This is a genomic window from Clostridium saccharobutylicum DSM 13864 (genome assembly GCF_000473995.1).
In the GTDB taxonomy this organism is placed as follows: Bacteria; Bacillota; Clostridia; order Clostridiales; family Clostridiaceae; genus Clostridium; species Clostridium saccharobutylicum.
Genome location: NC_022571.1, coordinates 3,416,206 through 3,441,985 on the forward strand (window position 1 = coordinate 3,416,206; position 25,780 = coordinate 3,441,985).

Sequence of the window (25,780 nt, forward strand, 5' to 3'; positions counted from 1 at the left end):
TTAATTTTGACATTATACTATTATATTGGTTATCAAATATATTTAAATAATTACAAAAATACCACAAATCCATTTCTGAATAATGTGGTATTCTAATCAATCATTTTTTATATTATTTAAATACATCTAATATAATCAGCTTTATCATTAAATAAATAATAAGTATTCTCTTGTACTATTTCTCCAGCTTCAATATATTTTTCTAAGTCAATTTTAAATTTTTCCAAATGATATTCTTTAAACGAATATTGTTCTTTTAGTTTTTCCTTTATGCTCTTTTCTTCCTCTTTTTCCATATCACTTCTTAAAAATTCTGGTAATCCACGTCTTTTATTGAATATTAAGTAATTGAATCTAACAATCTCTTTTAAATGTTCATTACTTTCTTTTAATATACTCTCATTAAAATCTAAAAATACTTTATAATATTCCGCATTTCCTATATTTTTATTAAAGTATCCTTGATTTTCAAAGAACATACCTAAGCTATAATAAAAATTAAAAGGTTTCTCAAATTTATTTTCAAAATACTTGATTATAAGCTTAAACTTTTGAGAATTGTAATACTTGTCAACCATTTCTTCTACTTTCTTCAACTTCAATAGTTCTTCATATGATATCTTATCTGTTTTTAAAATTTCATATGGTGGATATGGTGAAAATTCCATTCCATATTTATCTGCATCTTCTCTCATGGAAGATCCCTTTAATAATTTTAAAAAACCAAGTTGTATTTCCTCTGGTTTTATCTCATACATATCATTAAAAGACTTTTCAAATGATTCGTAATCTTCTCCAGGAAGTCCTGCTATTAAATCTAAATGCTGGTCAATATTCCTTAACGCTTCAATTTCTAAAACTTTTTCCTTTATATCACTAAAGTTAACAAACCTATTTATATTTCTTAAAACCTCGTCATTAGTTGTTTGAACTCCAACTTCAAATCTAAATCTTCCTTTTGGAGCCTTTGATAAAAGTTCTATTTCCTGAGGCTTTAATATATCTGCTGATATTTCAAAATGAAATTGAGTGTTTGTATCTTGTTTAATTAAAAACTCCCATATTGCCATAGCAAATTTAGAATTACAGTTAAAGGTACGATCAACAAATTTAACTAATCTGACTTTTTTATTTATAAAGTACATTAAATCATTTAATACTCTGTCAATATCTAAAAATCTAACTCCATGACTTGTTGATGAAAGACAGTATTTGCAGTTGAATGGGCATCCTCTAGATGCTTCATAATAAACAATTTTATTACTTAAATCTTCGCCTTCTTCATATGGAAAAACTATTTCATCCATGGACATAAGTGGGCGTTTTTCATTAGAGTAAACAACCTCATCAATTTTATAATGAAGACCCTTAACGTCTTCCAGTTTAACTTTACCTAATTTATGTAAAACAAAGTCCCTATAAGTTTTTTCCCCTTCACCTTCTATAACATATTCTCCTACATTATTTTTTAGAAAAGTTCTTGAGTCAAATGAGACTTCTGGTCCACCATATAAAATTTCTATATTAGAATCAACTCTTTTAATTAAATTCGCAATTCTTGAAATAAGTTCAACATTCCAAATATATGTTGAGAATGCTACAATATCTGGCTTTTCTTTAATTATTTCTTCTAATATTCTCCCTTCTCTGTCATTTATAGTAAATTCTTTTATCTTAACTTCGTAATCAAGATCTCTTGTAAAATTCTTTAAATATCTAACAGCTAAATTACTATGAATAAATTTAGAGTCAACTGCTGTTAATAGTACTTTCATCTTTAAATCTTCCTTTCACGTATCTATTAAATTTGAAAACAATAATAATTTTCAATACTTTTTATAGTATACATTATTAAGAACTTAATAAAAAGAACTAACACTTATTTAATGCTAGTCTTTTTAGGTATATTCTCAAAAGCAACTTTTAATTCAATTACATTTATATTTTTAGTTTCTTTATATTATATAAGATAGCAAATAATTTGATTTAAAAGAGATAATTATATGAATTATTGGTTTTTTAAACTATTTGGTTATGATTTTTTTTCAGATTTTTTAATCCACTGGGACCATGATGTTTGAAATCCATCTTGATTTTCCTTACAGTAATCATAAAACTTATTAATAAAATCTGATCTATCTTGACTTTCATCCTTATCTTCACTTTTCAATAAATCTGAACCTCCAATCAAATTTTGGCGTTTCATTATATCTTCAAAGCTAACATTCTTTGCATTATGCATCATATCATACATTGCCATAAAAGTAGTAGTTCTCCCAGCTCCTCCTCTACAGTGAAAATGTAGCCAAGTATCTTGTGGAAGATTTATTACTGACTCAACAAATAAATCTACTTGATCATCTAATGGTTTTTCATGGTCAGTTACAGTAATTCTCAAATAACTCATTCCAAGGCTTTTAGCTAACTCTTCTTCCGTTTGTACATTTTCTGGGTTATTGATTTCACTAATTGTGTTTACAGATTTTCCTTTAGGTAGTGTATCAAACATAACATATCCATTTTTAGATATTTCATTTAATTTATTCTTCTCATCAGCTATAATTTGATCTCTAGAAAGGCCTTTATTAGCTTGATCATCTTTTCCAAACCAGCTTATCCCCATACCATTGACAAAGCCATGATCTTCTTGACGTAAATCAATATCCATGGTAATTTTATTACCTATTTTCTCTTTTATCATAGCTAAACCTTTTTCTGAAAGTGCACCACTACCAGATATATTTAGATCTGAAAGTCCTAACAAACTAGTATCCCCTAATTTTTCACTATTAATTTCATCTTTTGTAGTTCTAAAATTTTTTGGTAACACATCTTTATTTTCCGTGTCTATTACAAGATTTATTTTGCTATTTTGCATACCTTCAGTTTTTATATCTGTTTTCTTAGTAATATTATAATAATGTTCTATAAAATATCCAGAAGTTAATGCTCCTATAATTACTACTCCTATAATATATATAATTTTCTTATTTTTCATAAACACGCCTCATTTCTAACTCTAATCACACTTACATTTAACCCCATAGTAATTATATTACTGTTAAATTAAAATCACATTAAATTCAAATTTTCCCCTATAATTACATAAATAGACCACTTATTCCTGCTGATACCGAAAATCTTTTGAAAGTAATGCAGGAATTGCTACTGCTTCTAGAACTGAAACTATAAAACCTGTTATAATATGAATTAAGTATTCTTTTGTATAAACTAATGAGTATATGCTTCATAATCTTTACTAAATTATTTATTTTAACATCATTATTTTGTAAAAAATGAATAACTAATTAAAAATCTTAACAATACCTATTTAAATTTTAGTATTGTTGAAAATGTACTTAAGAAAATAAATTATAAAAGATTTATTGTTGAAATATGTAATGATATCGTTTAATACTGTATTTAATTTGATACATTCAAAATTATTAGCTAACGTTCACATTGTTAAACATGTATTAATTATGTTATCATCAAAAATATATTTCAGGTGATGGAGTTCGCCTTTAACTGCGTAATGCTAATGACTCCTACAAAATAGCGGTAATCCGCTTTTTTGTAGGAGTCATTTTAAATTTTCCAAATAAATGCAGTAATTATACTTACAAAATCCTATTTACAATTAAAATAAGAAAAGGAGAAACATAATGCAAAAAAGTAATTCAAAAATCTTAAGATCAATCTTATTTATCAGAAACTTAAATATAAGTGCAATTTTAGGAATATCATTTTTAAAATGGTTTCTTATAAGTGCAGTTGTTGGTTCTCTTACAGGCTCTATTATGGCTTTATTTTTAAAAAGTCTAGAATTCGCTACAGACTTCAGAACCGATAATCCTTGGATATTGTTTCTTTTACCAATTGGAGGTGCTTTGGTTAGTTTTCTATATTCTAAATATGGAAAAAACTCATCAAAAGGTAATAATTTAATTATTGATAAAATTAATACTAGTAAAGATCATATTCCTTTACGTATGGCACCTTTGGTTTTTCTTGGAACTTTTATCACTCACTTATTCGGAGGTTCCGCTGGTAGAGAAGGTACTGGTGTACAAATTGGTTCAAGCATAGCTGAAAGTATTGGAAAGTTATTAAAATTAGATAAAATGGACACTAAAATTATTTTAATGTGTGGTATTAGTAGTGGATTTGGTTCTATATTTGGTACTCCTCTTGCCGGGACAATATTTGGACTAGAAGTAGCCGCTCTTGGAACTATGAACTATATTAGCTTGATTCCTTGTTTCTTTTCAGCTTTTATTGGAAATCTTGTAACAGAATCATTTAATGTTCATCATGCTCACTATTCTATATTACAAATACCAGATATTACATATATTATAGTATTGAAAGTTATCATTGCTGCAATTCTATTTGGATTAGCTAGTAAATTATTTAGTGAGTTAACTCATAAATTAAAAGAAGTTTTTTCTTCTAGCTTTGAAAATGCTGCAATAAAAAGCTTCATTGGTGGAATTATAATAATCGCTTTTACGTACATAGTTGGAACAAGAGATTATCTTGGGCTTAGTCTTCCATTAATGTCAGATTCATTTATTGGACATGTTAGCCCATTTGCATTTTTATTAAAAATCATATTTACTTCATTTACTTTAGGTACAGGCTTTCAAGGTGGTGAAGTTACTCCATTATTTGTAATTGGTTCAACCTTTGGAAATGCTTTAGCAAGTATTCTTAATGTTTCACCATCATTTTTAGCAGCTTTAGGTCTTATAGGAGTATTTGCAGGAGCTACAAATGCACCTATAACTTCTTTTATTTTAGGCTTAGAAATGTTTGGTTCAACAGGTATGGAATTTATGTTTATGACTTGTGCTATAAGTTATTTATTTTCTGGACATTCTGGAATTTATACATCTCAAAAGATTGGTATAAGTAAAAGCAGATTAATTAAAGTCCCTAAGGAATCAACTCTTGCTTCTTATAGAAAAAAGAAAAATGCATAAATTTATTTAAATAAAAACTCAAGTGAGCACGATAATTAAATCACTTGAGTTTTTGTAATATATTCACAAAAACAAACATATTTAAATATTTCTTTAACCTACTTAAAAAATAACCTTGCATAATAATGTTGATAAAATAACGCCTCCTAAGCTCAAAAATAAATTTAGAAATATATTACTAAACCCTAATAGATATCTTCCATCATTCATTAGAGTAATTGTTTCATAACTAAATGTAGAAAATGTTGTAAGTCCTCCCATAATCCCTGTAGTTAAAAAAAGCTTTAAGTTTGGGGATATAAAATCTGTAGATACACTTAATTCCATTATCATTCCTATTAAAAAACCACCAAGTACATTTACTATTAATGTTCCTAAAGGAATATTGCAATTAAATAAACCTGCTGATTGTTTTGTAATCAAATACCTAATTATTGCGCCTATACCTCCTCCTATGCCAACACAAATAACTCTTTGCAAATTAATCCCCTCCACTAAAAATCATTCTGCTCATAAACAAATATTGTGTCTCTATCCACTTGACATAATTTATATTAAATAAAATCTCTATAAGTTTTTTCTCCTTCAATTACATATTGACACACGTTATCGTTAGTTAATCACTATAATTAGCACCTTCATATTTAAAATTCTCCGCTTCTTTTTGTTTTATTTGTGTTTTTCTTCCTCGTATAAAAAAAATATCCTCCCATACTTTAGTTACTTCTACTTTAAAATGCTTTTTGAGAATTTTTTTTATTTCCTCAATATTTGAATGCGATAATATATTTAAATTTTTAAATGCAAACTCTTTTATCTTATTATTAGGTAATATAACTCTTATCTTATTATTAAATACTTTTCCTCGTTCTTTATTTATATCCCAAATATAAATTTCACCATCTTCTTTTACATAATTACTTACTTCACTTATTAATCTTTCCTTTTGAGTATTTGTCCATATTTTATTTAACTCAAAGAAAAAAGTACATGCATCATATTGTCTGTTTTTTAACTCTATTTTTGTATCTTCACATACATAATCTAAACTCAATTCCTCTTCAACTTCCTTAGATATATTGTATATAATACCAGAATTCTTTTCTCCAACATCTAATATGTCTCCTTGTAAATTAATATCCTCTAAATTAATTACTAATGTTTTCGTCATACTTATTTACCTCCTCAAGATATATAAACATTTTAACATTTTTTTACATATTTTAAAATATATACTTTTCATATCTTTTATAAATATCAAATTAAATCTTAGACTTATGTAACGGTTAACGGAGATCAAACACATTTTGTTCCACATAACTATAAAAATTAGTTGAAAGTTTCTAAATGAGATATCGCCTCATTCCTGCATGCTCATTAAGCAAGTTAAGGATAAGCAAGAATTGACAATCTCTCATTAACTTTCACAGCCTCTTATAGATAAATAAACTACGAACTAGAATTAAACTTTGAAATATATCATAACTAGAAAATAAGGGAACTCTTTTTCAGAGCATTGCATTTAGAATATTCCTATAGGTATTTCTTCAGTAAAAATTGTTCTATTTTTGCTTGTCCTCAGTTTCATCTGAGGATTATGCAGAAATGGAACAAACTTTTACTGGTAGAAATCCATAGCAATATTCTATAGCAATCGAGCAAAAGAGTTCCCTTACTTTCGGTAATTTATATCACAAGTCTAAATCCCAAATTATTTATTTATGTTTTTATTTATTCTAGCTATCCATAAACATAGTAATACAAATAATAATACAAAAATAAATATCAAAACTGGTTTTGGTAAGCTAAATACTAAACTTGAATTGCTTGTCTGAAGTTTATAAATACACCCTATTCCACTATCTAATATATAAATATCTCCTTCAAAGTATTTTATTCCATTTATCTTACTTTCAGTTCTTAAACTTAATAAATTTGATACAACATTCTCTTTACTTATAGATGACACATTATTTTCTTTGCTATCAAAATATACCTTTGTATCCTTATCTAATATTTTTCCTTCTTTATCTATCGCCAAATATCTTATAATTCCAACATCAGAATATTGATACATAGGTGCAGCTACAATTTTATTAGGCGGATTCGAAATAAGAGGTGGAACTGTTTTTTCACCTTTAAATCTAGGTGAACTTATAGGATCGCCTCCACTAAAATCTGGCCAACCATACCATTTTCCTTTATCTATCTTATACAGATAATCAAAATCTCTATTTATAGGTCTTTCTCCTATATTCTCCATTCCTCCAACTATTCCAACTAATGTTCCTTCACTATCAAGATCCCAGCCTTTAATATTTCTTATACCTGAAGCATATAATGATACCTTATTATTGTCTAAGTTTATTTCTAACACACAAGAATTTGCAATCTCTTGCGCTTTTATCTTTTGTCCATCTTCTGATGAATTTCCATATGCCATGAAAGCACCAGTTTTCTTTTCTCCATAATTATAGCCATTTAATGTTACATCTATTGAACTTTTATCATAAGGAATTTTATCTAATGGATAATTATTGTCAGGGGAAGCTATACCTGAGTTTGTAGCTGATCCAATTGATAAAAGAAGTTTTGAATCTTTTACAATTAGATTTCTATCTAAATATTTGCCTTCACAAGGAATATCTTTCAATATAGATTTTAAATTCTTACTTTCTAAGTCATACTCATACAAGTTTGATTTAGAAATAAAATATAATTTATTATTATAAAAAATCATATTTTCTATTTTTAAGGACTTATCTTGAATTAAATTTTCTTCTCTTCCATCCTCTTTAATAACCTTTATATAATTTTCATAAGCTATATAAAAATTTTTATTTTCATCTTCATCAAAAGCTACAGAGTCTTTACAATTCCTATATGCTACACTCCAACTTATATTATTCTTTAAAATGTTCATTCTATATTGATTAGAAAATTTAAATACTCCAAATGCTCCTACAACAATTACAACAGAAATAATCAAAAATTTCAGAAACCTTTTCACTTCACTCTCCCCTTACTGCTTCAATTTGGCATTTGAAAAAATAACTATCCAAACATACCTTTGTATAAAATATAATACCTATGTTAATTTATATTTTAAAAATACAAAAATAAGACCTTTATTTAAAAATCTTATTTGTACCTTAATTATAGATAAACAACTTGTGACTTAGAATTATGTGGTGAGTAACCAAAATATAGGTCATGCATTTGTTTCGGTAAATTACATCATAAATCTAAGTTGTTTATCTACAATTCATATTTACATCTTATTTAGAATATTCTTTAATTAAGGCACATTTAAAGGAGTGAATATACTTTGAATAAAGATAAGGATAATTTTTTTAAAAATACCTTTTTACTAACAGCTTCAAACATAACTACTGGTATTCTTAGTTTTATATTTTCAATATATCTTTCTAAAATATTAGGTCCTGAAGGAATGGGACTTTATAATTTGGTAATGCCAATTTACAATTTATTCATATGTCTTATGGCTGCAGGTGTAGTTGCATCTATTTCTAAAATCGCTGCAATTTATACTCAAAAAGGTGAATATAATAATATAGCAAAGACTATTAAAGTTGTTGCTATATTTAATATATCTTGGGCACTTTTGATAGGAATTATTGTTTTTTTCAGCTCTTCATTTATTGGGACGTATGGAGTTAACGATACAAGAACAATAAAAGCTATTCGAGTTATATGTCCTGCTATGGTATGTATTGCAATTTCAAACATATTTAAAGGATACTTTTATGGAACTTCTAAAATTATAGTTCCTGCTATTATTGATATCCTTGAAAAAGCCATGAGAGTAATAACTGTAAGCTTACTTATATTTCTAACTCAAGCCAAAACACTTGAGGGTATGGTAACATTAGCTACCGTAGCATTATGTATTGGAGAATTACAAAGTCTAATATGCTTATATATTTACTATAAATATTCTATAAATAAAATTCCACCATCCACTAAAAAGCCTGAAAGTGGATTTCAGCTTCTCTTTGATGTTATAATCATATGCATACCACTATGTGTGAATGGATTTTTAACTAATATTTTAGGTACTCTTGCAACTTTACTCGTACCTAGACGTTTGATTATTGCAGGTTTCTCACATACTGAAGCTTTAAGTATAATCGGTAAATACAATGGAATGGCAATGACTTTAATAACGATTCCCTTAATAGTTGTATCTACTATAAATACATTACTTATACCAGATCTTTCTCAAACTTTAAGTGAAGGAAAACAATATAAAGCTTCTCTTAGAATTCATAAAGTAATTAAATTAGCTTTTCTACTTGGAATATCTACCACTATTATTTGCAATATAATTCCAAATTCTTTAGGAGAAATGTTTTATGGCCGAAATGACTTGGGACCCTACATTAGATTTGCTTCAATTCCAGCCCCTATTTTCTTTACTTCCTTAACTATGTTTGGAATATTGAATGGTTTAAATAGACAAGGGATAATATTAAGAAATTCTTTAATTGAAGCATTACTTGAGTTAGTATGTTTATACATTTTTACAGCTATACCTTCGATTAATATATTTGGATATAGCATTACAATGTTCATATGCTGTGGCATAGGTCTTATACTTAATATACACGAAGTTAACAAACACATAGATATAAGTTTAAATATATCAAATATCATAATATATTTATTATTAGGATTTTTAACATTCTTAGTTCTAAATATATTATCAAAGCATTTACTCATAAACACTCCACTGATAAATAATTTTGTAATTAGTGCACTAACCTTTTCATTATTCATGTATCTTGGCAAATTTGGTGAATCTGAAATCTAATTTTATATTATTTTTTAATAACAAATATAATAAAAAGCTGTATAATAAATATTTAAAAATGATATTCTCACTTCCTTAATACGCTTTATAATAAACAAAAAATCATTTGCTACAGGCTTGTCTTTGATACCTTTAAAGCAAATGATTTTTTAATTTTTAACGTTGTTAATATTGGTGTACTTGAAAATAAGTTTTTCCAAACACCTCTTTGTGCTATTTTATATGATTTATTTTAATTTCCGCCTTAAAAATCTAGGTAATAAACTAATAATTTTAGGTGATATACTATTTATATCAGCCTTTCTAAGTCCACCTAACATTATCATCAAATATAAATAAACAAATCCTCCTACTGAAATTATAATAAGTGTTGTTATTCCTTTTAATAATCCCCCACCATTTGTTATATTTATTAAAATTGAGGCTGGCTGTTTTAATAACCAAATTGCACCAGCCATTGCTGCTGATGAAATAAGCGGTTTTGTTATATTTCTTAACATCGGTATTTTTACTTTTAATGCCCTTTTAAGCTTTCTTTGGTTGAGTATAGCTGGAATTACAAACCATAAAAAATTACCTGCTACTACACCTAAAATATTTATATCTGGTATACCTACTAAAATATAATTAGCAATTATTTTAGCAACAATACCTATACAAAAGCTTCCAAGTACAAAATAAAGTTTATTCATACTTTGTAATATTATAGTTTGTATTTGTACAAATGCCATAAGAATCAATACGACTGAACCAATTACCATTAATCCATATCCTTGATCAGTTCCATATAACAATGCAAATACTTCTTGACCTAAACATGAAAGCCCTATTGCTGCTGGTATTGTTATTATAAATGTTATTCTAAAAGCGAAATTAGTTTTTCTTCTTATTTCCTTCTTATCTTTTATAGCCATTGCTGCCGCAACTGCTGGTAATACAGTTGTTCCAAGTGCTGTTACAATTATAAGTGGAACAGATAAGAGAGTTTTATATCTTCCTAGTAATCCATACAGAACTTGAGCTTCCTGCAAAGTAAACCCAGCTGCTGCAAGTCTACTATTTACATTTACCATATCCACAAGGCTTCCAAAGTTTTGAAGACCAGAACTTAGTGTAATTGGCAATCCATATTTTATTAATTTCTTTATTATGTGTTTAGTATTTACTTGCTTTGTATTTCCTTGAGCTTCAATAGCATCCTCTTCATAGTTTTTCTTTTGATATATATATATCATATATAAAAAAGCTACAAAAGCTCCTACTGAAGTTCCAATTGTACCTCCAGCACTACCATATTCAACACTTATTTTTACTAATAAAAATGCACATACCAAGCTTATTACTATATTTATAATCTGCTCTAATACTTGAGATATTGCAATTGCAGTCATGCTATTTCTTCCCTGGAAATATCCTCTATATGATGATAATAGCGATGTAACAAATATACTTGGTGCCAACATTAAAATACCATAAGATGCTGCTGGATTCTTAATCGCATCACCAATAGGAAATGCAAATATCATTAAAAATATAGATAATATTCCACCAACTATGCATAAAATATTTCTGGCTATTTTAAGTGTTCTTACTGCATCATCTGGTTTACCAAGTGCTATAAGTTCTGCAACAACCTTTGCAATTGCTGGTTGAGTTCCTAAATTAGTTACCGCATATACAAATAAAAATACTTCATAGCAATTTTGATATATTCCATATCCATCTATACCTATTATTCTTTGAAGAAGTGGAATATAAAAGACAGATATTACTTTCGTTAAAATTCCTGCTATCGAAAGAATTAAAAAGCCCTTATTGGCTGATCTCTCTTCCATATTTACCTCCTATCTAAGTGAAAACTTAAATACATCTTGTTTTATTTTTTTGAACATTGGAGGTAAAGCTACTGCTATAGTTTTATTTGTTAAATATTCTAGTTTACCATTAATTCTTCTGAAATTTAATTTATACGCATATAAATATTGATAGTTTAAACCATACTTATTCTCAAAAAATGAATTTAATTGTTTATCACCATATTTATTATCACCAATTATAGGATTTCCTAAATGTGATAAATGAGCTCTTATTTGATGGCTTCTGCCAGTAATTAAATTTATGTCTATAAGGGAATATGCTCCATTACTTTCTACAGTTGTTATTTTCATTGCTATTTTTTTAGCATTATCAACTGGAGTGTCATATATCTTTGATACATTGTTATTAGGATTCTTTAAGATGTATGCTTCATAAAGTCCATCTTTTATTTTCCCCTTTGCTAGAGTATAGTAATATTTTCTAATTTCATCTTCTCTAATAGCTTCATTTATACATTTTAATCCATCAAAACTTTTTCCAAAAATGACCATTCCGCATGTATTTCTATCTAATCTATTACATGCTGCTGGAGTAAATGTTAATTCATTTTCTGGTACATAATCACCCTTATCATTTAAATATGAAAGAACATAATCTGTAAGTGTTGGTTCTTCACTTTCATTACTATCTGAATGAACTAATATATCAGGCCATTTTTCAACAATTAACATATTCTCATCTTCATAAGCGATTTTCATTCCTTTAGGATCAACCTTTATGAATTTTTTCGTCTTATCTTCTTTTTTACTTTGTATGTATTTAATTTCTACTATGTCTCCTTCTTCTAAGAAGTACTTTTCATTTTGCTTTTTACCATTAACTCTTATATCCTTTTTTCTTAGCGCTTTAAATATAGCACTTAATGGTACATCCTTTAATAACTTTCTTAAGAATTTATCTAATCTCTGACCCGCTTCATTTGGACCTATTTCTATTTTCAAATATAATCCCTCCATTTTTAACTTAAAAGTCTTTAGGTACCTTCAAAAAATAACATTCAATCTGCCATACCCATTTTCTCATGCGTCGTTAACAGATTCCACTAATAGCATGCTATGCAACAACTACACTTCATTGCCCGATGAAAAATAATCATGACATTTTGGACTTGTTATTTTCTTTCATGTTCCTTATGTAAAATACAAAAATCTAACGTATGCAATTACATTCACACTCTTAGCATTATCTAGTTTTTTTGCCATATTGTCAATCACATTATTGCAACTTTTGTTTAATCATCTATATCACTAAGTAAAATAACAAGTCAGAGAGCTTCATAAATTCCGCCATACTTCCTTGTTATTCTTTCAAAATATAATTTACTTAATTAAATAGTTAAATGCAGCATCAGCTTGAATTGCTACTCCAATTGGAAGACAATCTTCATCTATGTTAAATAAATTACTATGTGCAGGTTCTGTTGTCTTCTTTTCTTTATTGCCTGAACCTAAGAAATAAAATGCACTTGGTCTTTCATTTGCAAAATATGCAAAACTTTCTACTCCCATTTTAGGAGCTCTTTGTTCTAAGACATTTTCTTTTCCTAAAACTAAACTTGCACTTTCAGTTATTAAATCTACATTTTCATCATTATTATAAAGACAAGGATAACTTTCATCTACCTTTATCTCTGCCTTTGCTCTCGACATTGTAGCTATTCCATTTACGATTTCATTTAATCTTTGTATTGCAAATGCTCTATCTTCCTTTGTCATAGTTCTTATCATTCCACTTAAAGTAGCTTCTCCTGGAATAATGTTTTGGGCTGTTCCTGCATGTAAAGTTCCTACAGTTATAACTGCTGGATTAACTGGTGCTATCTCCCTGCTTACCACTGTTTGTAATGCTATTACAATATGACTTGCAATAACAACTGGATCAACGGTAGTATGTGGTGATGCTCCATGTCCGCCTTGGCCTGTTATTTTTATGCTAAATGGATTTGAAGCCGCATTAACTACTCCCTTTTTAATTTTTATAGTTCCACATTCTGTTTCTTCATCAACATGAAGACCAAGTACACAATCAACACGTGGATTTTCTAATACGCCCTGTGTTATCATGTCTGGTGCCCCTCCTGTGGTTTCTTCTGCTGGTTCAAATAATAATTTTACTGTTCCTGAAAACTCATTCTTGTGCTCATTTAATAACTTTGCTGCTCCCATTAATATTGTTGTATGTGCATCATGACCACAAGCATGCATCTTTCCATCTACTTTTGATTTAAATTCACATGTTTTCATATCTTGAATAGGAAGAGCATCTATATCTCCCCTCAATGCTATAGTTTTATTTTTACCTTCTTTTGTTCCTTTTATAATTCCACATACTCCAGTCTTTGCAACTTCAATATAAGGAATATCATTAGCACTCAAAAAATCCTTAATTACTTTAGATGTTCTATATTCTTCAAATCCTGTTTCTGGATGTTCATGTAAATCTCGTCTTATCTCTACTAATTCTTCTTTTATATTATTAGCTTCTTTCCTAAAATCTATCATTCTTTCTCCTCCACATTTAAAATTAATTATGTAATAAAATATACTCGTATGTTATTTTTATTGTACCTTAATTAGTCCAAAAAACTTCTATCTTATCACCATCTTTTATGTTTGCTGTATATGATGCTTTTTCTCCATTTAGAATTAAATTTATTATTCCTTTTGGTATTGTTAAATCAAAATCTATATAGTTAAATACATCTACAATCACATATTGAGATTTTCCACTAAGCACATAACTTTTTCCATTTATATCAACTGTTATACTTGCATTTTCATCACTTCTAACTACAGGATTAATTTTTTCTTCAGTAAATTCTTCTATATTATTATCTTTTATATAATTTTGATCAACATTTTTTTCTGCTTGCTCTTCTAATATCTCTTTTTCAACTGTATTAGTTGTTCCAACTTCATCTTCTGTTATTTCTTTAACTTCTCTAGTAATTCTTTCTCCTTCTGAAATTTCGTAATCATCCTCTAACATAAATCCATCTTTAATTAGATTCACGTTGTCTTTCAATACATATTTCTTTAACTGTGCACACTTACATGGTAAAAATACTTCAATTTGATCTCCATTTTTAATTATATAATCTAAATCTACAATCTCTCCATTAGCGCAAGTTATTGGATCAATATTTATTATTTCATCATCTATATAAATAGAAATTGAATTTATATTTACGATATGATCTGATAATTTTGGTGCTGCATCATTACCATTTTGAGCATATTCTAAAATTATATTATCATTTGCTGTAACTTCTGTTTCAAGTGCACCTTCTTCATTATTAATTGTAATTTTAGCATTAACTCCATATTCTCCAAAAACAATTCTCTTACATCCATTATAAGTAAATCTGACACTTTTTCCATTTTTACTAATAAGAAGAGATGGATTTATTCCTGCTTGAAGTAAAACGTCCATGATTGTATGTTTATGTGAATTAAATAAACTTATTGGTTCATTATTTAATATTACATCTATAAAATCATTTCCCAAACTTCTTATAGCAATCAAAGCTATTCCAAGAACAGTTACCCCTGCTGATCCCAGTTCATTATCTGAAACACACTCTGTTATAGCTTTTCTATCTTTTACTGCTATTCTTTGAGGTGGTAAATTTAAGTTATTAGCAACTTCCTCCAATATACCTGGTGTATGAGCTCCACCTCCAACTAAAAACACAGCACTAGGAGATTTATTACCATTTAACTCTAAAACTTTTTTAGAAATTTCTTCTGCACTCTTTTTTACAATATTATTTATTAACTTAAATACATTCTCTGCTAACACTGTATTTTCTATACCTAATACATCCACATATGTAATTTCTTTTTCAGTGTTTATTGACCTTTTTATTTTTTCAGCAGTATTAAAATCAACTAAATATTCTTGAACAATAGTTTCTGTAACTTCATCTCCAGCCATTGGCACCATTCCATAAGCTGAAATACTTTCATTAGAACTTATTGCTATATCCGAAGTTCCTGCCCCTATATCTACCAGCGCTATATTTAATAATCTCAAATTCTTAGGCACAGCTGCTTCCATTGCTGCTATTGGTTCCAGTGTTAAATTAACAACCTTTAAATTTACTTTGTTCATTACTGAATAAAGTGAATCAACTACAGATCTTGGTAAAAATGTTGAAATTACTTCTGCTCCAATATTATCACCCTTATGTCCAATTAAGTTAGATATCAAATATCCATTTAGATAAAAACTTTTAACTGAATACCCTACACAATATAGTTTTCCTTCAGTTGTATTATTAACTTCTTCTTCTGCTTTCTTAACTGCACTTAATTCAAGGCTTCTTACAATTTCCTTATTTACTTCTTCATCCTCATTTAGCTCAATATCTGCTCTTGCATTCACTGTTCTTAAAAATCTACCGGCTGCTGCAATAGATACTTCATTTAATTGTATTCCAATTTCATCTTCAATAGCTGCTTTAACTTTTCCAACTACAGAAGCAACTAAATTTATATCATGAATTTGCCCATCCACCATAGCTCTTTCTTCATGCTCTAAATATTTTTCACATACTACTTGAAACTTTTTATCTTTTATTATACCTACTGTTCCAATTATAGATCTAGTTCCTATATCTAATGAAAAAATTATATCTTTTTGATTAAATCTCTTTAATTCCATATAAACACAACCTTTATTGCATATTTCAACATATTATTTGCCATATAAGGCACATTCTAATTGACCTAATAGGCCCACAATGAGGACAATTTTCCTCATTACCTGATAAAAAATATTCCTGACAACTTTGGACTTGTTATTTTTTTCATGTGCCTAAATCTACTATAAATTATATATTATAAGCTAATTTGATACAATGATTTGAAGAATTTGTTTTAAATATAATTTATAGATATCCAAATCAAAAATTATATTTATGTGGTAACTCACCGAAATCATGTATAAGTTGCGTTCTTAAAGAAGCCACTGAAAAACTATCGTTTTTTAGTAGAAACTTTTAAAATATTCAAAAATAGTATTAACAAAATTCAAATTGATTTTATTAATACTATTTTTTGAGTATTTTAGTTATTTAGGGGGCTTATTTTCCCCCAATTAGTTTTATTATTCTTTTCAAATTGACAGCAAATATTGCGACGGCACCTTGCAATTGCATGCCAACTAGACCTGAAGATGATGCAACATCATACCCATGTCTGTGTTTTAACTCACTATTCTTTGCTTCGATTTTATAGCGTTCTTTAGATTTTTCTTTAAAGTATTCACTTTTTTCAAAATCCATCTGTGCTTTATGTACATCACTTTTTATTGTTACGGTATAAGTTTTGCTTTTTGAGCCCTCTTTATAGCATCCTTCCTTGTAAGAGCAATATTTACATTTATCTATATCAAAATAATATGAAACAGCTTTATTTAAGTTTTTATTTTTTCTAATTTGATTTACTTTACGAAAGGCCATGTGGCCAGCTTTACACACATACATTCCAGCATCTTTATTAAATTCAAACTCATCTTCTTTTCTTCTATGTCCCTGCGTTACAGCAGTGTTAAGCTTTGAAACAAGTTGTATACCATTCTCATTTGCAAATTCAATATTTCCCTTTTCAGAATATGCAGCATCTCCAATAATAGTATCAATTTTAAAACCTGAGTCCATAGTTTTATTTATTAGTGCCTTTAATTCTTTTCCATCGCTTTTTTCACCAGTTGTTATAGCTGCAGCAGTAATAATTCTTTCTTCGCTCATTGCTATATGTGTTTTATATCCAAAAAATGATGAGTCTGCTGTTTTATGCCCTATTTTAGCATCCGCATCGGACGAAATATTAAGACGCTCAATATCATCATCTAAAGTTTCAGACAGTAAATTTAATTTTTCTTTAACCTTTGGAAATGAAGCCAAAAGTTCATTGCTTTCTATTGCTTTAATTAATTTTTGGCAATAAACAATTTCTTCTTCTAATTTATCAACTGTGTTTTTTACTGGAAATATATCTTTCATTGTCTCATCTATTTCATAAACTGATTTTCTTAACTTTTTAGAACGTTCTTGTAATATTTCGCGAGGTGATTTTTGATTATAACGAGCCTTAGTATGCGTAGCGTCAACAATAACTGATTTTGATTTTATGATTCCTTTTTCTAATGCAACTGTTACAGTTTTATTTATTAACATGTCTAAAAGATTTAGGTCTTTTAGTCTAAGCTTACGGAACTTTGTTAATGAGCTTGCATCAATAACATCATCTTCAGGTGCCATATCAAGAAAATATTTGAATGACATATCATATTTAGAGCGCTCAACAATATCTATATCTGATAAATCAAATATAGTTTTTAACAAAAGATATTTAAACATACGTGTCGGAGCGATAGCATTTCTTCCATTATCTAAACAATACTTGTCCAAAAGTTCGTCATAAATAAATGAAAAATCAATTAATTCATTTATTTTTCTTAATAAATTATCATTAGGAACTACTATGTCATATATACCTGAATACGGACTTAAAATCATAGTTTGTTGTTGCTTAATCAATAAAAACACCTACTTACATTTAATACTATAATTATATCATAAAAGCCATGAAATATTAGTAGCAACATTTCATGGCTAATTCATAATAAAAGGACTTTTTCAGTGGCTTCGTTCTTAAATTAGATATCTATATATTCTAAACCAGAAAGAAATGGTGCTCTTTCGCTTAGTTATAAATAAGTATAAATTGTAATTTGCAATTAGAATATATATTTTTTACTATTTTGAAGGAGCTAATACTCCTCCATCACTTAATGTAATTATTTGTCCATTAAGCCATGAATTATTACCCTTAGTATTATCATAATATATTGTATTACCATTATCTTTGATATTTTCAAGTGAACTATCTGCATCAGCTATACTTGAAACATATGATGTACCAGTTACATCCCAAGTACTATTTTCATCTAATGATATATTTAATTCTTTTGCAGTATTGCTATTATTTACTGTAGCTTTCAAAGTACTTGATTTTAAATTAAGTTCTAGTGTACTGATATTATCTACTGTAATATCACCATCTAATGTTTGATTATCCGCATTAAATTTTAAATTACCACCATTTGAGCCTTTTTGACTCCATTCTCCATCATTACCTGCAACATTTAAAAGAACACCACTTCCAAATGAAAGTTCTGTATTAGAAAGATTAATTACTCCATTAGTATTAGTTACAAAAAACATAGGTGCTGTTTCATATTTGTTTGAATCTGATGATATAGTTAATTTTGAATCTGTTGCTGAAAATGTACCATTTCCATTATCTGCATCTCCAGACATGCTTTGATATATCATAACTCCTGTATCATCAACACCGCCTGTACCACGTCCAATTGCATATCCAGTTAAATCACATTTATTTAATTCTATTGAATTTTTACCTTCTATAACTGCAATAGATGAACCTTTTGATAAACCTGTTGTATCCGAGACATTGATATCTCCTGTTGAATATATACATGGAGATCCATTTCCACTTGTATTAAGAGTACTATTTTTAACTGTTACAGTACCTTCTCCTCTATCTGTAGCAACCGCTGCGCAGTGTGCTCCTGCTGTATTTATTGTTACATTATCCGCATCAATTTCTCCTGTATACGTTGCATCTAATCCTCTTGAATGATCTCCTGTTGTGTTTATTTTTACATTTTGTAAATTTATCTTTGTACCTTCGCCTGTTGCAAATACTGCATTTCCACCTGATACTGTTGTACTTATTTCAGTATCTTTAATAGACGCAGTAGAACCTGAATCAGCAAGGAATCCTGAATTAGCGCCAAAGAAGTCACTTGCTTCTTCTACAGTCATATCTCCAGATTTTTTATTTAAAGTAGAATCAGAAAGAGTTAATGATCCACTATTTGTAACTTTAACTGTAGATTCATTTGATTCTGAAGAAATAATATCTTGATCATTCTTTGTTTCTGTTGTTCCATCAACCAACAGTACTCCCGTAGTTTTTACTTCACTTCCTTTATCCACACTAAATCCTCCCGATGGCATTTCTCCACCTTGACCGTTTGTAGGCATTTCTGGTGGAATTCCATTATCAGAATTATTTTGTGTAGAAGTAGAATTCGATGATTGTACATTTTCATAATAAGGAGTTGCATAATTATCCGTAGCTGCATTAGCTACAGTAAAATTTGTAAATCCACCTCCTATAATTGAAATTATTGAACATATACAAATTAATTTTTTGATTTTTTTAGATACCATATCTATACCTCCAAAATATATTTAAGTTTATTATTTGAGTTAAGTATATAATAGTAATCTAAACGTTAGCTTAATCCATTATTTTTCTATTCAGTTGTATAAATTTAGGATTCATATCTTTTTTATTACTCAACCTTTTGTATCAAATTATTATCAATCAAAACTTTCAAAGAAAAACTCCTAAAAGTTCCATCACTAAACTTAAGTTTAATCTTATCCTTATCTTCTTCATTAAATTCTTCTATTTCTCCAATTCCATAAGTTCTATGAGCTACTTTATCACCAACTTCATATCCATATGTATCAACTGGCATATCATTTAGCTTTCCTTCTATGATAAATCTTGAAATATCCTTAAACTGGCCTTTTCTGCTTCTTGGAGAAAATAAATATAAATTATCTATTGCTCTTGTTATTGCAACATAAAATAATCTACGTTCTTCTTCAAGATTTTCTTTTATACTATTTGCATGTGGTATTGTTTCTTCAACACAATTAATAATATAGACATTTTTAAATTCCATACCTTTTACTCCATGGATTGTGCTAAGTATTACCCCTTCTTTTTTAGTCTTTGACTTACTTTCTTCTATACTTTGCTTTACCTCTTCAATATGTCCTAAAAACTCAAATATAGTTTTATACCCTTCTGCTGCTAATTTAAATTCTTCTATTACATCCTCAAAATCATCCAAGCTTTGTTTAGATTTTTCAGCATAGCTTTTTAAATAATCTATATATCCTAAATCCATAATTATATATGCAATTGCTGATGATAATGAAATCTTGTTTAAATAATTAATATCTTTCTTCAACTCATCCAGCTTTTTCCTTTGAAATGGTGGCATGTCTTCCTTTCCCATTATTATGTCAAAAGGATTTTCTTCCTTAACATAATTTTTTATAAAGCTTAAATTGCTTTTACTTATATACCTAAATGGTTTATTTATTATTTTAAGAAAACTTTCTCTATCAAATTGATTGATTGCCAATCTTAAGTACGCAATCAAATCTCTACATATAAAATGCTCAAAAAAATTGTATTCCCTATCTAATAATGTAAAAGGAATTTTACGCTTAGTTAAGACATCTATCACTGTCATAGATTCTACATTTGTTCTATACAATACAGCATTATCCTCATAAGGTATATTTAAATTCTTATTTTGCATAATAATATCAACTAAACTCTCAGCTTGCATTTTTTCATTATATGAATTAAACCACCTAATGATCCCCTCACTATCTTTGTTAGATTTTATTTCCTTATTATTTCTTTCCTTATTAAACTTTATTACATCCTTTGATTTATTTACTATATTCATCCTGCTTCTATAATTAACAGATAAATAATACTTTTTACCTTCATTAAATATTTTTTGAAAGCTAACCATATATTCCGGCTTAGAACCTCTAAATGAGTAAATACATTGATCTTCATCTCCAACCGCAAAAAGTGAATTATTATCACCATCATTAATCAATTTCAAAAAATCTATCTGCATTTCATCACAATCTTGAAATTCATCAACTAGTATATACTTAAATAATTTTCTGTAACCTAAAAGTATGTTTTTATTTTTTCTAAGTAAATCCAATACTTCTATAGCTAAATCATCAAAATCATATTTATTATATTCTCTTTTATACTCCTCATATTTCTCAAGACATTTCTCAAAAATCTCCTTTGCAAGAGATGGCTTGAATGTAGATATATCCGCTCTTGAAGTTTTATATAATGATATATTATTTATAGCTTCTTTTACCTTATCATCATTAACATCATCAAAATATTTACTCAAGACATTGCTTACTATTTTATGAGCAATGCCACCATCAATTATATCTATCTTTTTCCCACACTTTAGAAGCATTTTGTAAAATAATCCATGAAATGTTCCAAAAAACGGTGACCTATTTACATTAGACATTTGTAAAAATCTTTTTTCACTAACTATCTGCGCGTATCTTTTTTTCATATTTTCTGCTGCTGCTTTTGTAAATGTAATTATTATTATATTTCCATTAGAAACTTTTTTATCACTTACTAAATGATCTACTTTATTTATTATAACTGTCGTTTTCCCAGATCCTGGTGCAGCAACTATCAAAGCATTTCTGTCTTCACATTTTATTGCACTCATCTGATATTTATCAAGGTTATACCCCACTATTTAATCCTTCTTTCTAAACAATTGTATTTTTAATTGTATCCATATCTATTTTTTATATAATTAATAATTATAACATTTCATATAGTAACAATCATGTTCTTTTATTTTATTTTCATATTCTATAAAATTTAAGGCATATTCAAAATCAAGTGGTAGGTAAATATATTGTAATCAAGCTATTATAGATGTAAAATAGTTTTATATATACATTTGAAATAGATGTATTTCAGAAACTAATGTTATATAATTTAATTACTTTGTGTATTTAAAAAGGAGATTATTATGAATAATAAATCACATTTCAACGTAAAAGACGAAAGAAATTTAACAATGCTAGTTGATTTTTATGAATTAACTATGGGCAATGGATATTTTGATAAAGGACTTAAAGATAAAATAGCTTATTTCGATATGTTTTTCAGAAGAATTCCAGATGAAGGCGGATACTGTATAATGGCTGGTGTTGAGCAATTAATACACTATCTTAGTAATTTAAAGTTTACTGATAATGATATCGAATACTTAAGAAATAAAAATACTTTTTCTGAAGAATTTCTTGATTATTTGAAAAACTTTGAATTTACTTGTGATGTTTGGGCTGTACCAGAAGGTAATCCTGTATTTCCTAACGAACCACTTGTAACAGTTCGTGGACCTGTAATTCAAGCACAATTTGTTGAAACAATGATTCTTTTAACTATAAATCATCAAACTTTAATTGCTACAAAAGCTCACAGAATTTGTAGTGCAGCTGATGGTCGTCCTGTAATGGAATTTGGTTCTAGAAGAGCTCAAGGATATGATGGTGCTATATATGGTGCTAGAGCTGCTATTATAGGTGGATGTAATTCAACAGCTTGTACTTTATCTGATAGGATGTTTAATATACCAGCCGTAGGTACTATGGCTCATAGCTGGGTACAACTATATGATACTGAATTTGAAGCTTTTAAAGCCTGGGCTGAAATTTATCCAGATGATTGTGTATTATTAATTGATACATATAATGTTATAAAATCTGGTATTCCAAATGCGATTAAAGTATTTGATGAAATTTTAAAGCCTCTTGGAAAGAGACCTCTCGGAGTTAGAATTGATTCTGGTGATATTACTTATCTAACAAAAAAATGTAGATCTATGCTTGATGAAGCTGGTTATGAAGATTGTAGCATAGTAATTTCTAATTCTCTTGATGAACATATCATAAAAGATGTATTAGACCAAGGTGCTTGCATTGACTCATTTGGTGTTGGTGAAAGACTTATTACAGCGAAATCCGAACCAGTTTTTGGTGGTGTATATAAACTAGTTGCATTAGAAGGCAATAGTGATATAATCCCTAAAATTAAAATAAGCGAAAATGATGAAAAAATAACTAATCCAGGATTCAAAAAAATAGTAAGAATTTTTGATAAATCATCTCATAAAGCATTAGCTGATTTAATTACTTTAAGAGATGAAAAAATTAATGAAGACGAACCATTAATACTGTTTAATCCTGTTCATACTTGGAAAAGAAAAAAAATCACAAATTATTATACTAAAGATCTACAAGTTCAAATATTTGAAAATGGAAAATGTGTATATGAATCTCCTAGCGTTTTAGAAATCAAGGAATTTGCAAAAAATGAAACAAATAAATTGTGGCCTGAAGTATTAAGATTTGAAAATCCACATACGTATTATGTAGATTTATCCCAAAATCTTTGGTCATTAAAACAATCATTGCTTCATAAATATACTGATTCATATGAATCTTAGAATTATTTAACCCAAAAAAATAATTAACAAAAAAGAGATTTAGAATAAAACATCATTAAGCTTTATTCTAATCTCTTTTTATTTAGGTACACTCAAAAAATAATAGGCCAGTACACTTGTTAATTTCGCATCATACTGCTTCATAGAGTTTTACTAATAGCTCAAACTATGAATAGAATTGGTTTCCTTGTCTACCATCAAATATACGTCGCGTTTGGTATATCATTTTTTCATGTGCCTTAGTAATTAATATTTGTTTTTTTCTCATCATCATAAATTGAAAAATTAAAAAAACTATATTCTTGTGACTTTCTTGCGTTAAAATTTATATTATTTAACGATGTTCCTGTACATTCACAAAAAATACATTGTTCTCCTTCTTGCTCTTGTACTAATTCTCCACATAACATAGGACATTCTCCATAACATTTTACTGTTTGCTTTTGTGTCGACCAAAATGGACACTTATTACTCATAAACCCCACCCTTTTCTCAATTGACTCTCATACTTTAATAACTCATAAATCCGTAATTTATGAATTCATTATATTACACAAGTCATAAAAAGTAAACATTTTACATAAATATATTTTTCTACAAAAAAAAGGAACAACCATCCTTGATTGTTCCTTTAAAATCTTTTTTATTATATATTCTTTGTAACAGTAATATTTATAATTTCATTTTGGAATGCTTTAAGTAATGCTTTTTCTAAAACTTTTTCTTTATCAAAGTTTGCTATATCCTTACATTCTGCAAAAACTTTATTTTTTTGTCCTTTAACATTTTTATAAGTTAAAGTAACATTTGGCTTATCATACTCTACTTCCAAAATCTTTATTCCCCATGAAATTTGAGCAAAATCACCCTCAACATTCAAAGTGGTTAAATCTTTTAATTTTTCATTATCCTTACTTGGATCATTAACAATTATTAATTCTTCTCCAACTTTATACTTACCCATATAAATACGCCTCCTAATTTAAATGATTAGTCACTTATTTTATAATCAGTAACGTCATCTAATAAATGTAGTAAAACTACTCATTATATAACATCTCTCAATGTATAAATTAACTAGTATTTAAACTACTTTTTTACTAACTTAATAATTAATTAGTAATTTTCTTATTTACATTTTAACAAACTTTACCTTGAGATACAATAATTTTTTTAATACCACTTTTAAATCTACATTTAATCTATAATTTACTTTAGTTTTCTCATTATATATATTATTTATTCTTTTCATAAATAACATTCGCCAATTAATAATGATTATCTAACAATAATACTAATTAATATCATTGACTATATATACATTTTTATGATATAATTTTGTATGAAAATATAATAAGTGAGGTATTTAACAATGGAACATATAGCTTCAATTTTTAATAAAAAAAAGCTAAAATTAACCCCACAAAGACTTGCTGTATATAACTATCTAATAAATACTACTGCTCATCCTTCTGCAGATACTATTTATACAGATATTCATGTTCAATACCCAACTATGAGCTTAGCTACAGTTTATAAAGCATTAAAGACATTAGTAGAAGTAGGGTTAATTCAAGAACTAAACGTTGGAGAAGGTAATTTTAGATATGATGGAAATCCAACTCCTCATCTCCACCTACAGTGTTTGACTTGTGGGAAAGTTGATGATTTTAATAATTTTTCACTTGACAATCTTAATTCTTTAGCACAGGAACATACTGACTATGAAATAGTCTCTAATAAAGTTTATTTCTATGGCTATTGTAAAAATTGTCAATAACATTTAATTTTGGCTATAATTTAAATAATATATTTTTTATTATTTAAATTATAGCCTTTTTGCATAATATACACCTCATTATTCACATATAATTTATTGAGG

The 25,780-nt window shown here is 27.8% G+C and carries 19 protein-coding genes and 1 riboswitch; of the genes, 4 read left to right on the forward strand and 15 right to left on the reverse strand.

Annotation, left to right across the window (positions count from 1 at the left end; translation table 11 throughout):
• Positions 1–116 precede the first annotated feature (116 nt).
• From CLSA_RS14850 to CLSA_RS24605, 3 genes are all read right to left on the reverse strand, one after another.
• Positions 117–1,775 (reverse strand): B12-binding domain-containing radical SAM protein, encoded by a 1,659-nt coding sequence (locus CLSA_RS14850; protein WP_022747205.1) that lies wholly within the window; start codon positions 1,773–1,775, stop codon positions 117–119.
• Between the two features lie 257 nt (positions 1,776–2,032).
• Positions 2,033–2,998 (reverse strand): phosphatase domain-containing putative toxin, encoded by a 966-nt coding sequence (locus CLSA_RS14855; protein ID WP_022747206.1) that lies wholly within the window; start codon positions 2,996–2,998, stop codon positions 2,033–2,035.
• Positions 2,999–3,118: 120 nt separating this feature from the next.
• Positions 3,119–3,244 carry a YIEGIA domain-containing protein gene (locus tag CLSA_RS24605; protein ID WP_144079388.1) on the reverse strand — a complete coding sequence of 42 codons (126 nt, stop codon included), beginning with the start codon at positions 3,242–3,244 and terminating at the stop codon, positions 3,119–3,121.
• Positions 3,245–3,498: 254 nt separating this feature from the next.
• A riboswitch (Fluoride riboswitch) is annotated at positions 3,499–3,558 on the forward strand.
• A gap of 107 nt (positions 3,559–3,665) precedes the next feature.
• On the opposite strand from CLSA_RS24605, the gene CLSA_RS14860 reads away from it, so the two are divergent.
• Entirely contained in the window at positions 3,666–4,985 is a 1,320-nt protein-coding gene (locus CLSA_RS14860; RefSeq protein WP_022747207.1) for a voltage-gated chloride channel family protein, read from the forward strand.
• A 102-nt stretch (positions 4,986–5,087) separates the two neighbouring features.
• Here CLSA_RS14860 and crcB read toward each other — a convergent pair whose 3' ends face one another.
• The 3 genes from crcB to CLSA_RS14875 form a co-directional block, all read right to left on the reverse strand.
• Positions 5,088–5,465, reverse strand: coding sequence for a fluoride efflux transporter CrcB (gene crcB / locus CLSA_RS14865; protein WP_022747208.1), 378 nt, complete (start codon positions 5,463–5,465; stop codon positions 5,088–5,090).
• A gap of 136 nt (positions 5,466–5,601) precedes the next feature.
• Positions 5,602–6,156: a hypothetical protein gene (locus CLSA_RS14870; RefSeq protein ID WP_022747209.1), complete on the reverse strand. Its 555-nt coding sequence runs from the start codon at positions 6,154–6,156 to the stop codon at positions 5,602–5,604.
• A gap of 540 nt (positions 6,157–6,696) precedes the next feature.
• Entirely contained in the window at positions 6,697–7,995 is a 1,299-nt protein-coding gene (locus CLSA_RS14875; RefSeq protein ID WP_022747210.1) for a PQQ-dependent sugar dehydrogenase family protein, read from the reverse strand.
• 318 nt (positions 7,996–8,313) lie between these two features.
• Here CLSA_RS14875 and spoVB point away from each other — a divergent pair, with 318 nt between their 5' ends.
• Entirely contained in the window at positions 8,314–9,819 is a 1,506-nt protein-coding gene (spoVB, locus tag CLSA_RS14880; RefSeq protein WP_022747211.1) for a stage V sporulation protein B, read from the forward strand.
• A gap of 227 nt (positions 9,820–10,046) precedes the next feature.
• Here spoVB and CLSA_RS14885 read toward each other — a convergent pair whose 3' ends face one another.
• From CLSA_RS14885 to CLSA_RS14915, 7 genes are all read right to left on the reverse strand, one after another.
• Complete coding sequence (locus tag CLSA_RS14885) at positions 10,047–11,654, reverse strand: putative polysaccharide biosynthesis protein (RefSeq protein ID WP_022747212.1); 1,608 nt, start codon at positions 11,652–11,654, stop codon at positions 10,047–10,049.
• A gap of 9 nt (positions 11,655–11,663) precedes the next feature.
• On the reverse strand, positions 11,664–12,638 hold the full coding sequence (locus tag CLSA_RS14890; RefSeq protein ID WP_022747213.1) for a pseudouridine synthase: 975 nt from the start codon (positions 12,636–12,638) through the stop codon (positions 11,664–11,666).
• 378 nt (positions 12,639–13,016) lie between these two features.
• Positions 13,017–14,198, reverse strand: a complete 1,182-nt coding sequence (locus CLSA_RS14895; protein ID WP_022747214.1) for a M20 metallopeptidase family protein — start codon at positions 14,196–14,198, stop codon at positions 13,017–13,019.
• A 67-nt stretch (positions 14,199–14,265) separates the two neighbouring features.
• Entirely contained in the window at positions 14,266–16,362 is a 2,097-nt protein-coding gene (locus CLSA_RS14900; protein ID WP_022747215.1) for a cell division protein FtsA, read from the reverse strand.
• 421 nt (positions 16,363–16,783) lie between these two features.
• Complete coding sequence (locus tag CLSA_RS14905) at positions 16,784–18,241, reverse strand: IS1182 family transposase (protein ID WP_022747216.1); 1,458 nt, start codon at positions 18,239–18,241, stop codon at positions 16,784–16,786.
• A 219-nt stretch (positions 18,242–18,460) separates the two neighbouring features.
• Positions 18,461–19,963: a hypothetical protein gene (locus CLSA_RS14910; RefSeq protein WP_022747217.1), complete on the reverse strand. Its 1,503-nt coding sequence runs from the start codon at positions 19,961–19,963 to the stop codon at positions 18,461–18,463.
• Positions 19,964–20,088: 125 nt separating this feature from the next.
• Positions 20,089–22,134 carry a UvrD-helicase domain-containing protein gene (locus CLSA_RS14915; RefSeq protein ID WP_022747218.1) on the reverse strand — a complete coding sequence of 682 codons (2,046 nt, stop codon included), beginning with the start codon at positions 22,132–22,134 and terminating at the stop codon, positions 20,089–20,091.
• Positions 22,135–22,419: 285 nt separating this feature from the next.
• Here CLSA_RS14915 and CLSA_RS14920 point away from each other — a divergent pair, with 285 nt between their 5' ends.
• Positions 22,420–23,898, forward strand: coding sequence for a nicotinate phosphoribosyltransferase (locus CLSA_RS14920; protein ID WP_022747219.1), 1,479 nt, complete (start codon positions 22,420–22,422; stop codon positions 23,896–23,898).
• 239 nt (positions 23,899–24,137) lie between these two features.
• On the opposite strand, the gene CLSA_RS14925 is transcribed toward CLSA_RS14920, so the two are convergent.
• Both CLSA_RS14925 and CLSA_RS14930 read right to left on the reverse strand, forming a co-directional pair.
• Positions 24,138–24,374, reverse strand: a complete 237-nt coding sequence (locus tag CLSA_RS14925) for a hypothetical protein (protein ID WP_022747220.1) — start codon at positions 24,372–24,374, stop codon at positions 24,138–24,140.
• Between the two features lie 170 nt (positions 24,375–24,544).
• Positions 24,545–24,862 carry a hypothetical protein gene (locus CLSA_RS14930; protein WP_022747221.1) on the reverse strand — a complete coding sequence of 106 codons (318 nt, stop codon included), beginning with the start codon at positions 24,860–24,862 and terminating at the stop codon, positions 24,545–24,547.
• A gap of 408 nt (positions 24,863–25,270) precedes the next feature.
• On the opposite strand from CLSA_RS14930, the gene perR reads away from it, so the two are divergent.
• Positions 25,271–25,678: a transcriptional regulator PerR gene (perR, locus tag CLSA_RS14935; protein WP_022747223.1), complete on the forward strand. Its 408-nt coding sequence runs from the start codon at positions 25,271–25,273 to the stop codon at positions 25,676–25,678.
• Positions 25,679–25,780: the final 102 nt, after the last annotated feature.

Bases quoted from the DNA above. Each gene is read 5' to 3' on its own strand.
- CLSA_RS14860 (WP_022747207.1), top strand. From the start codon at position 3,666: ATGCAAAAAAGTAATTCAAAAATCTTAAGATCAATCTTATTTATCAGA.
- CLSA_RS14925 (WP_022747220.1), bottom strand. From the start codon at position 24,374: ATGAGTAATAAGTGTCCATTTTGGTCGACACAAAAGCAAACAGTAAAA.
- CLSA_RS14910 (WP_022747217.1), bottom strand. From the start codon at position 19,963: ATGGTATCTAAAAAAATCAAAAAATTAATTTGTATATGTTCAATAATT.
- CLSA_RS14895 (WP_022747214.1), bottom strand. From the start codon at position 14,198: ATGATAGATTTTAGGAAAGAAGCTAATAATATAAAAGAAGAATTAGTA.
- CLSA_RS14870 (WP_022747209.1), bottom strand. From the start codon at position 6,156: ATGACGAAAACATTAGTAATTAATTTAGAGGATATTAATTTACAAGGA.
- CLSA_RS14920 (WP_022747219.1), top strand. From the start codon at position 22,420: ATGAATAATAAATCACATTTCAACGTAAAAGACGAAAGAAATTTAACA.
- CLSA_RS14930 (WP_022747221.1), bottom strand. From the start codon at position 24,862: ATGGGTAAGTATAAAGTTGGAGAAGAATTAATAATTGTTAATGATCCA.
- CLSA_RS14855 (WP_022747206.1), bottom strand. From the start codon at position 2,998: ATGAAAAATAAGAAAATTATATATATTATAGGAGTAGTAATTATAGGA.
- perR (WP_022747223.1), top strand. From the start codon at position 25,271: ATGGAACATATAGCTTCAATTTTTAATAAAAAAAAGCTAAAATTAACC.
- CLSA_RS14885 (WP_022747212.1), bottom strand. From the start codon at position 11,654: ATGGAAGAGAGATCAGCCAATAAGGGCTTTTTAATTCTTTCGATAGCA.
- CLSA_RS14900 (WP_022747215.1), bottom strand. From the start codon at position 16,362: ATGGAATTAAAGAGATTTAATCAAAAAGATATAATTTTTTCATTAGAT.
- CLSA_RS14850 (WP_022747205.1), bottom strand. From the start codon at position 1,775: ATGAAAGTACTATTAACAGCAGTTGACTCTAAATTTATTCATAGTAAT.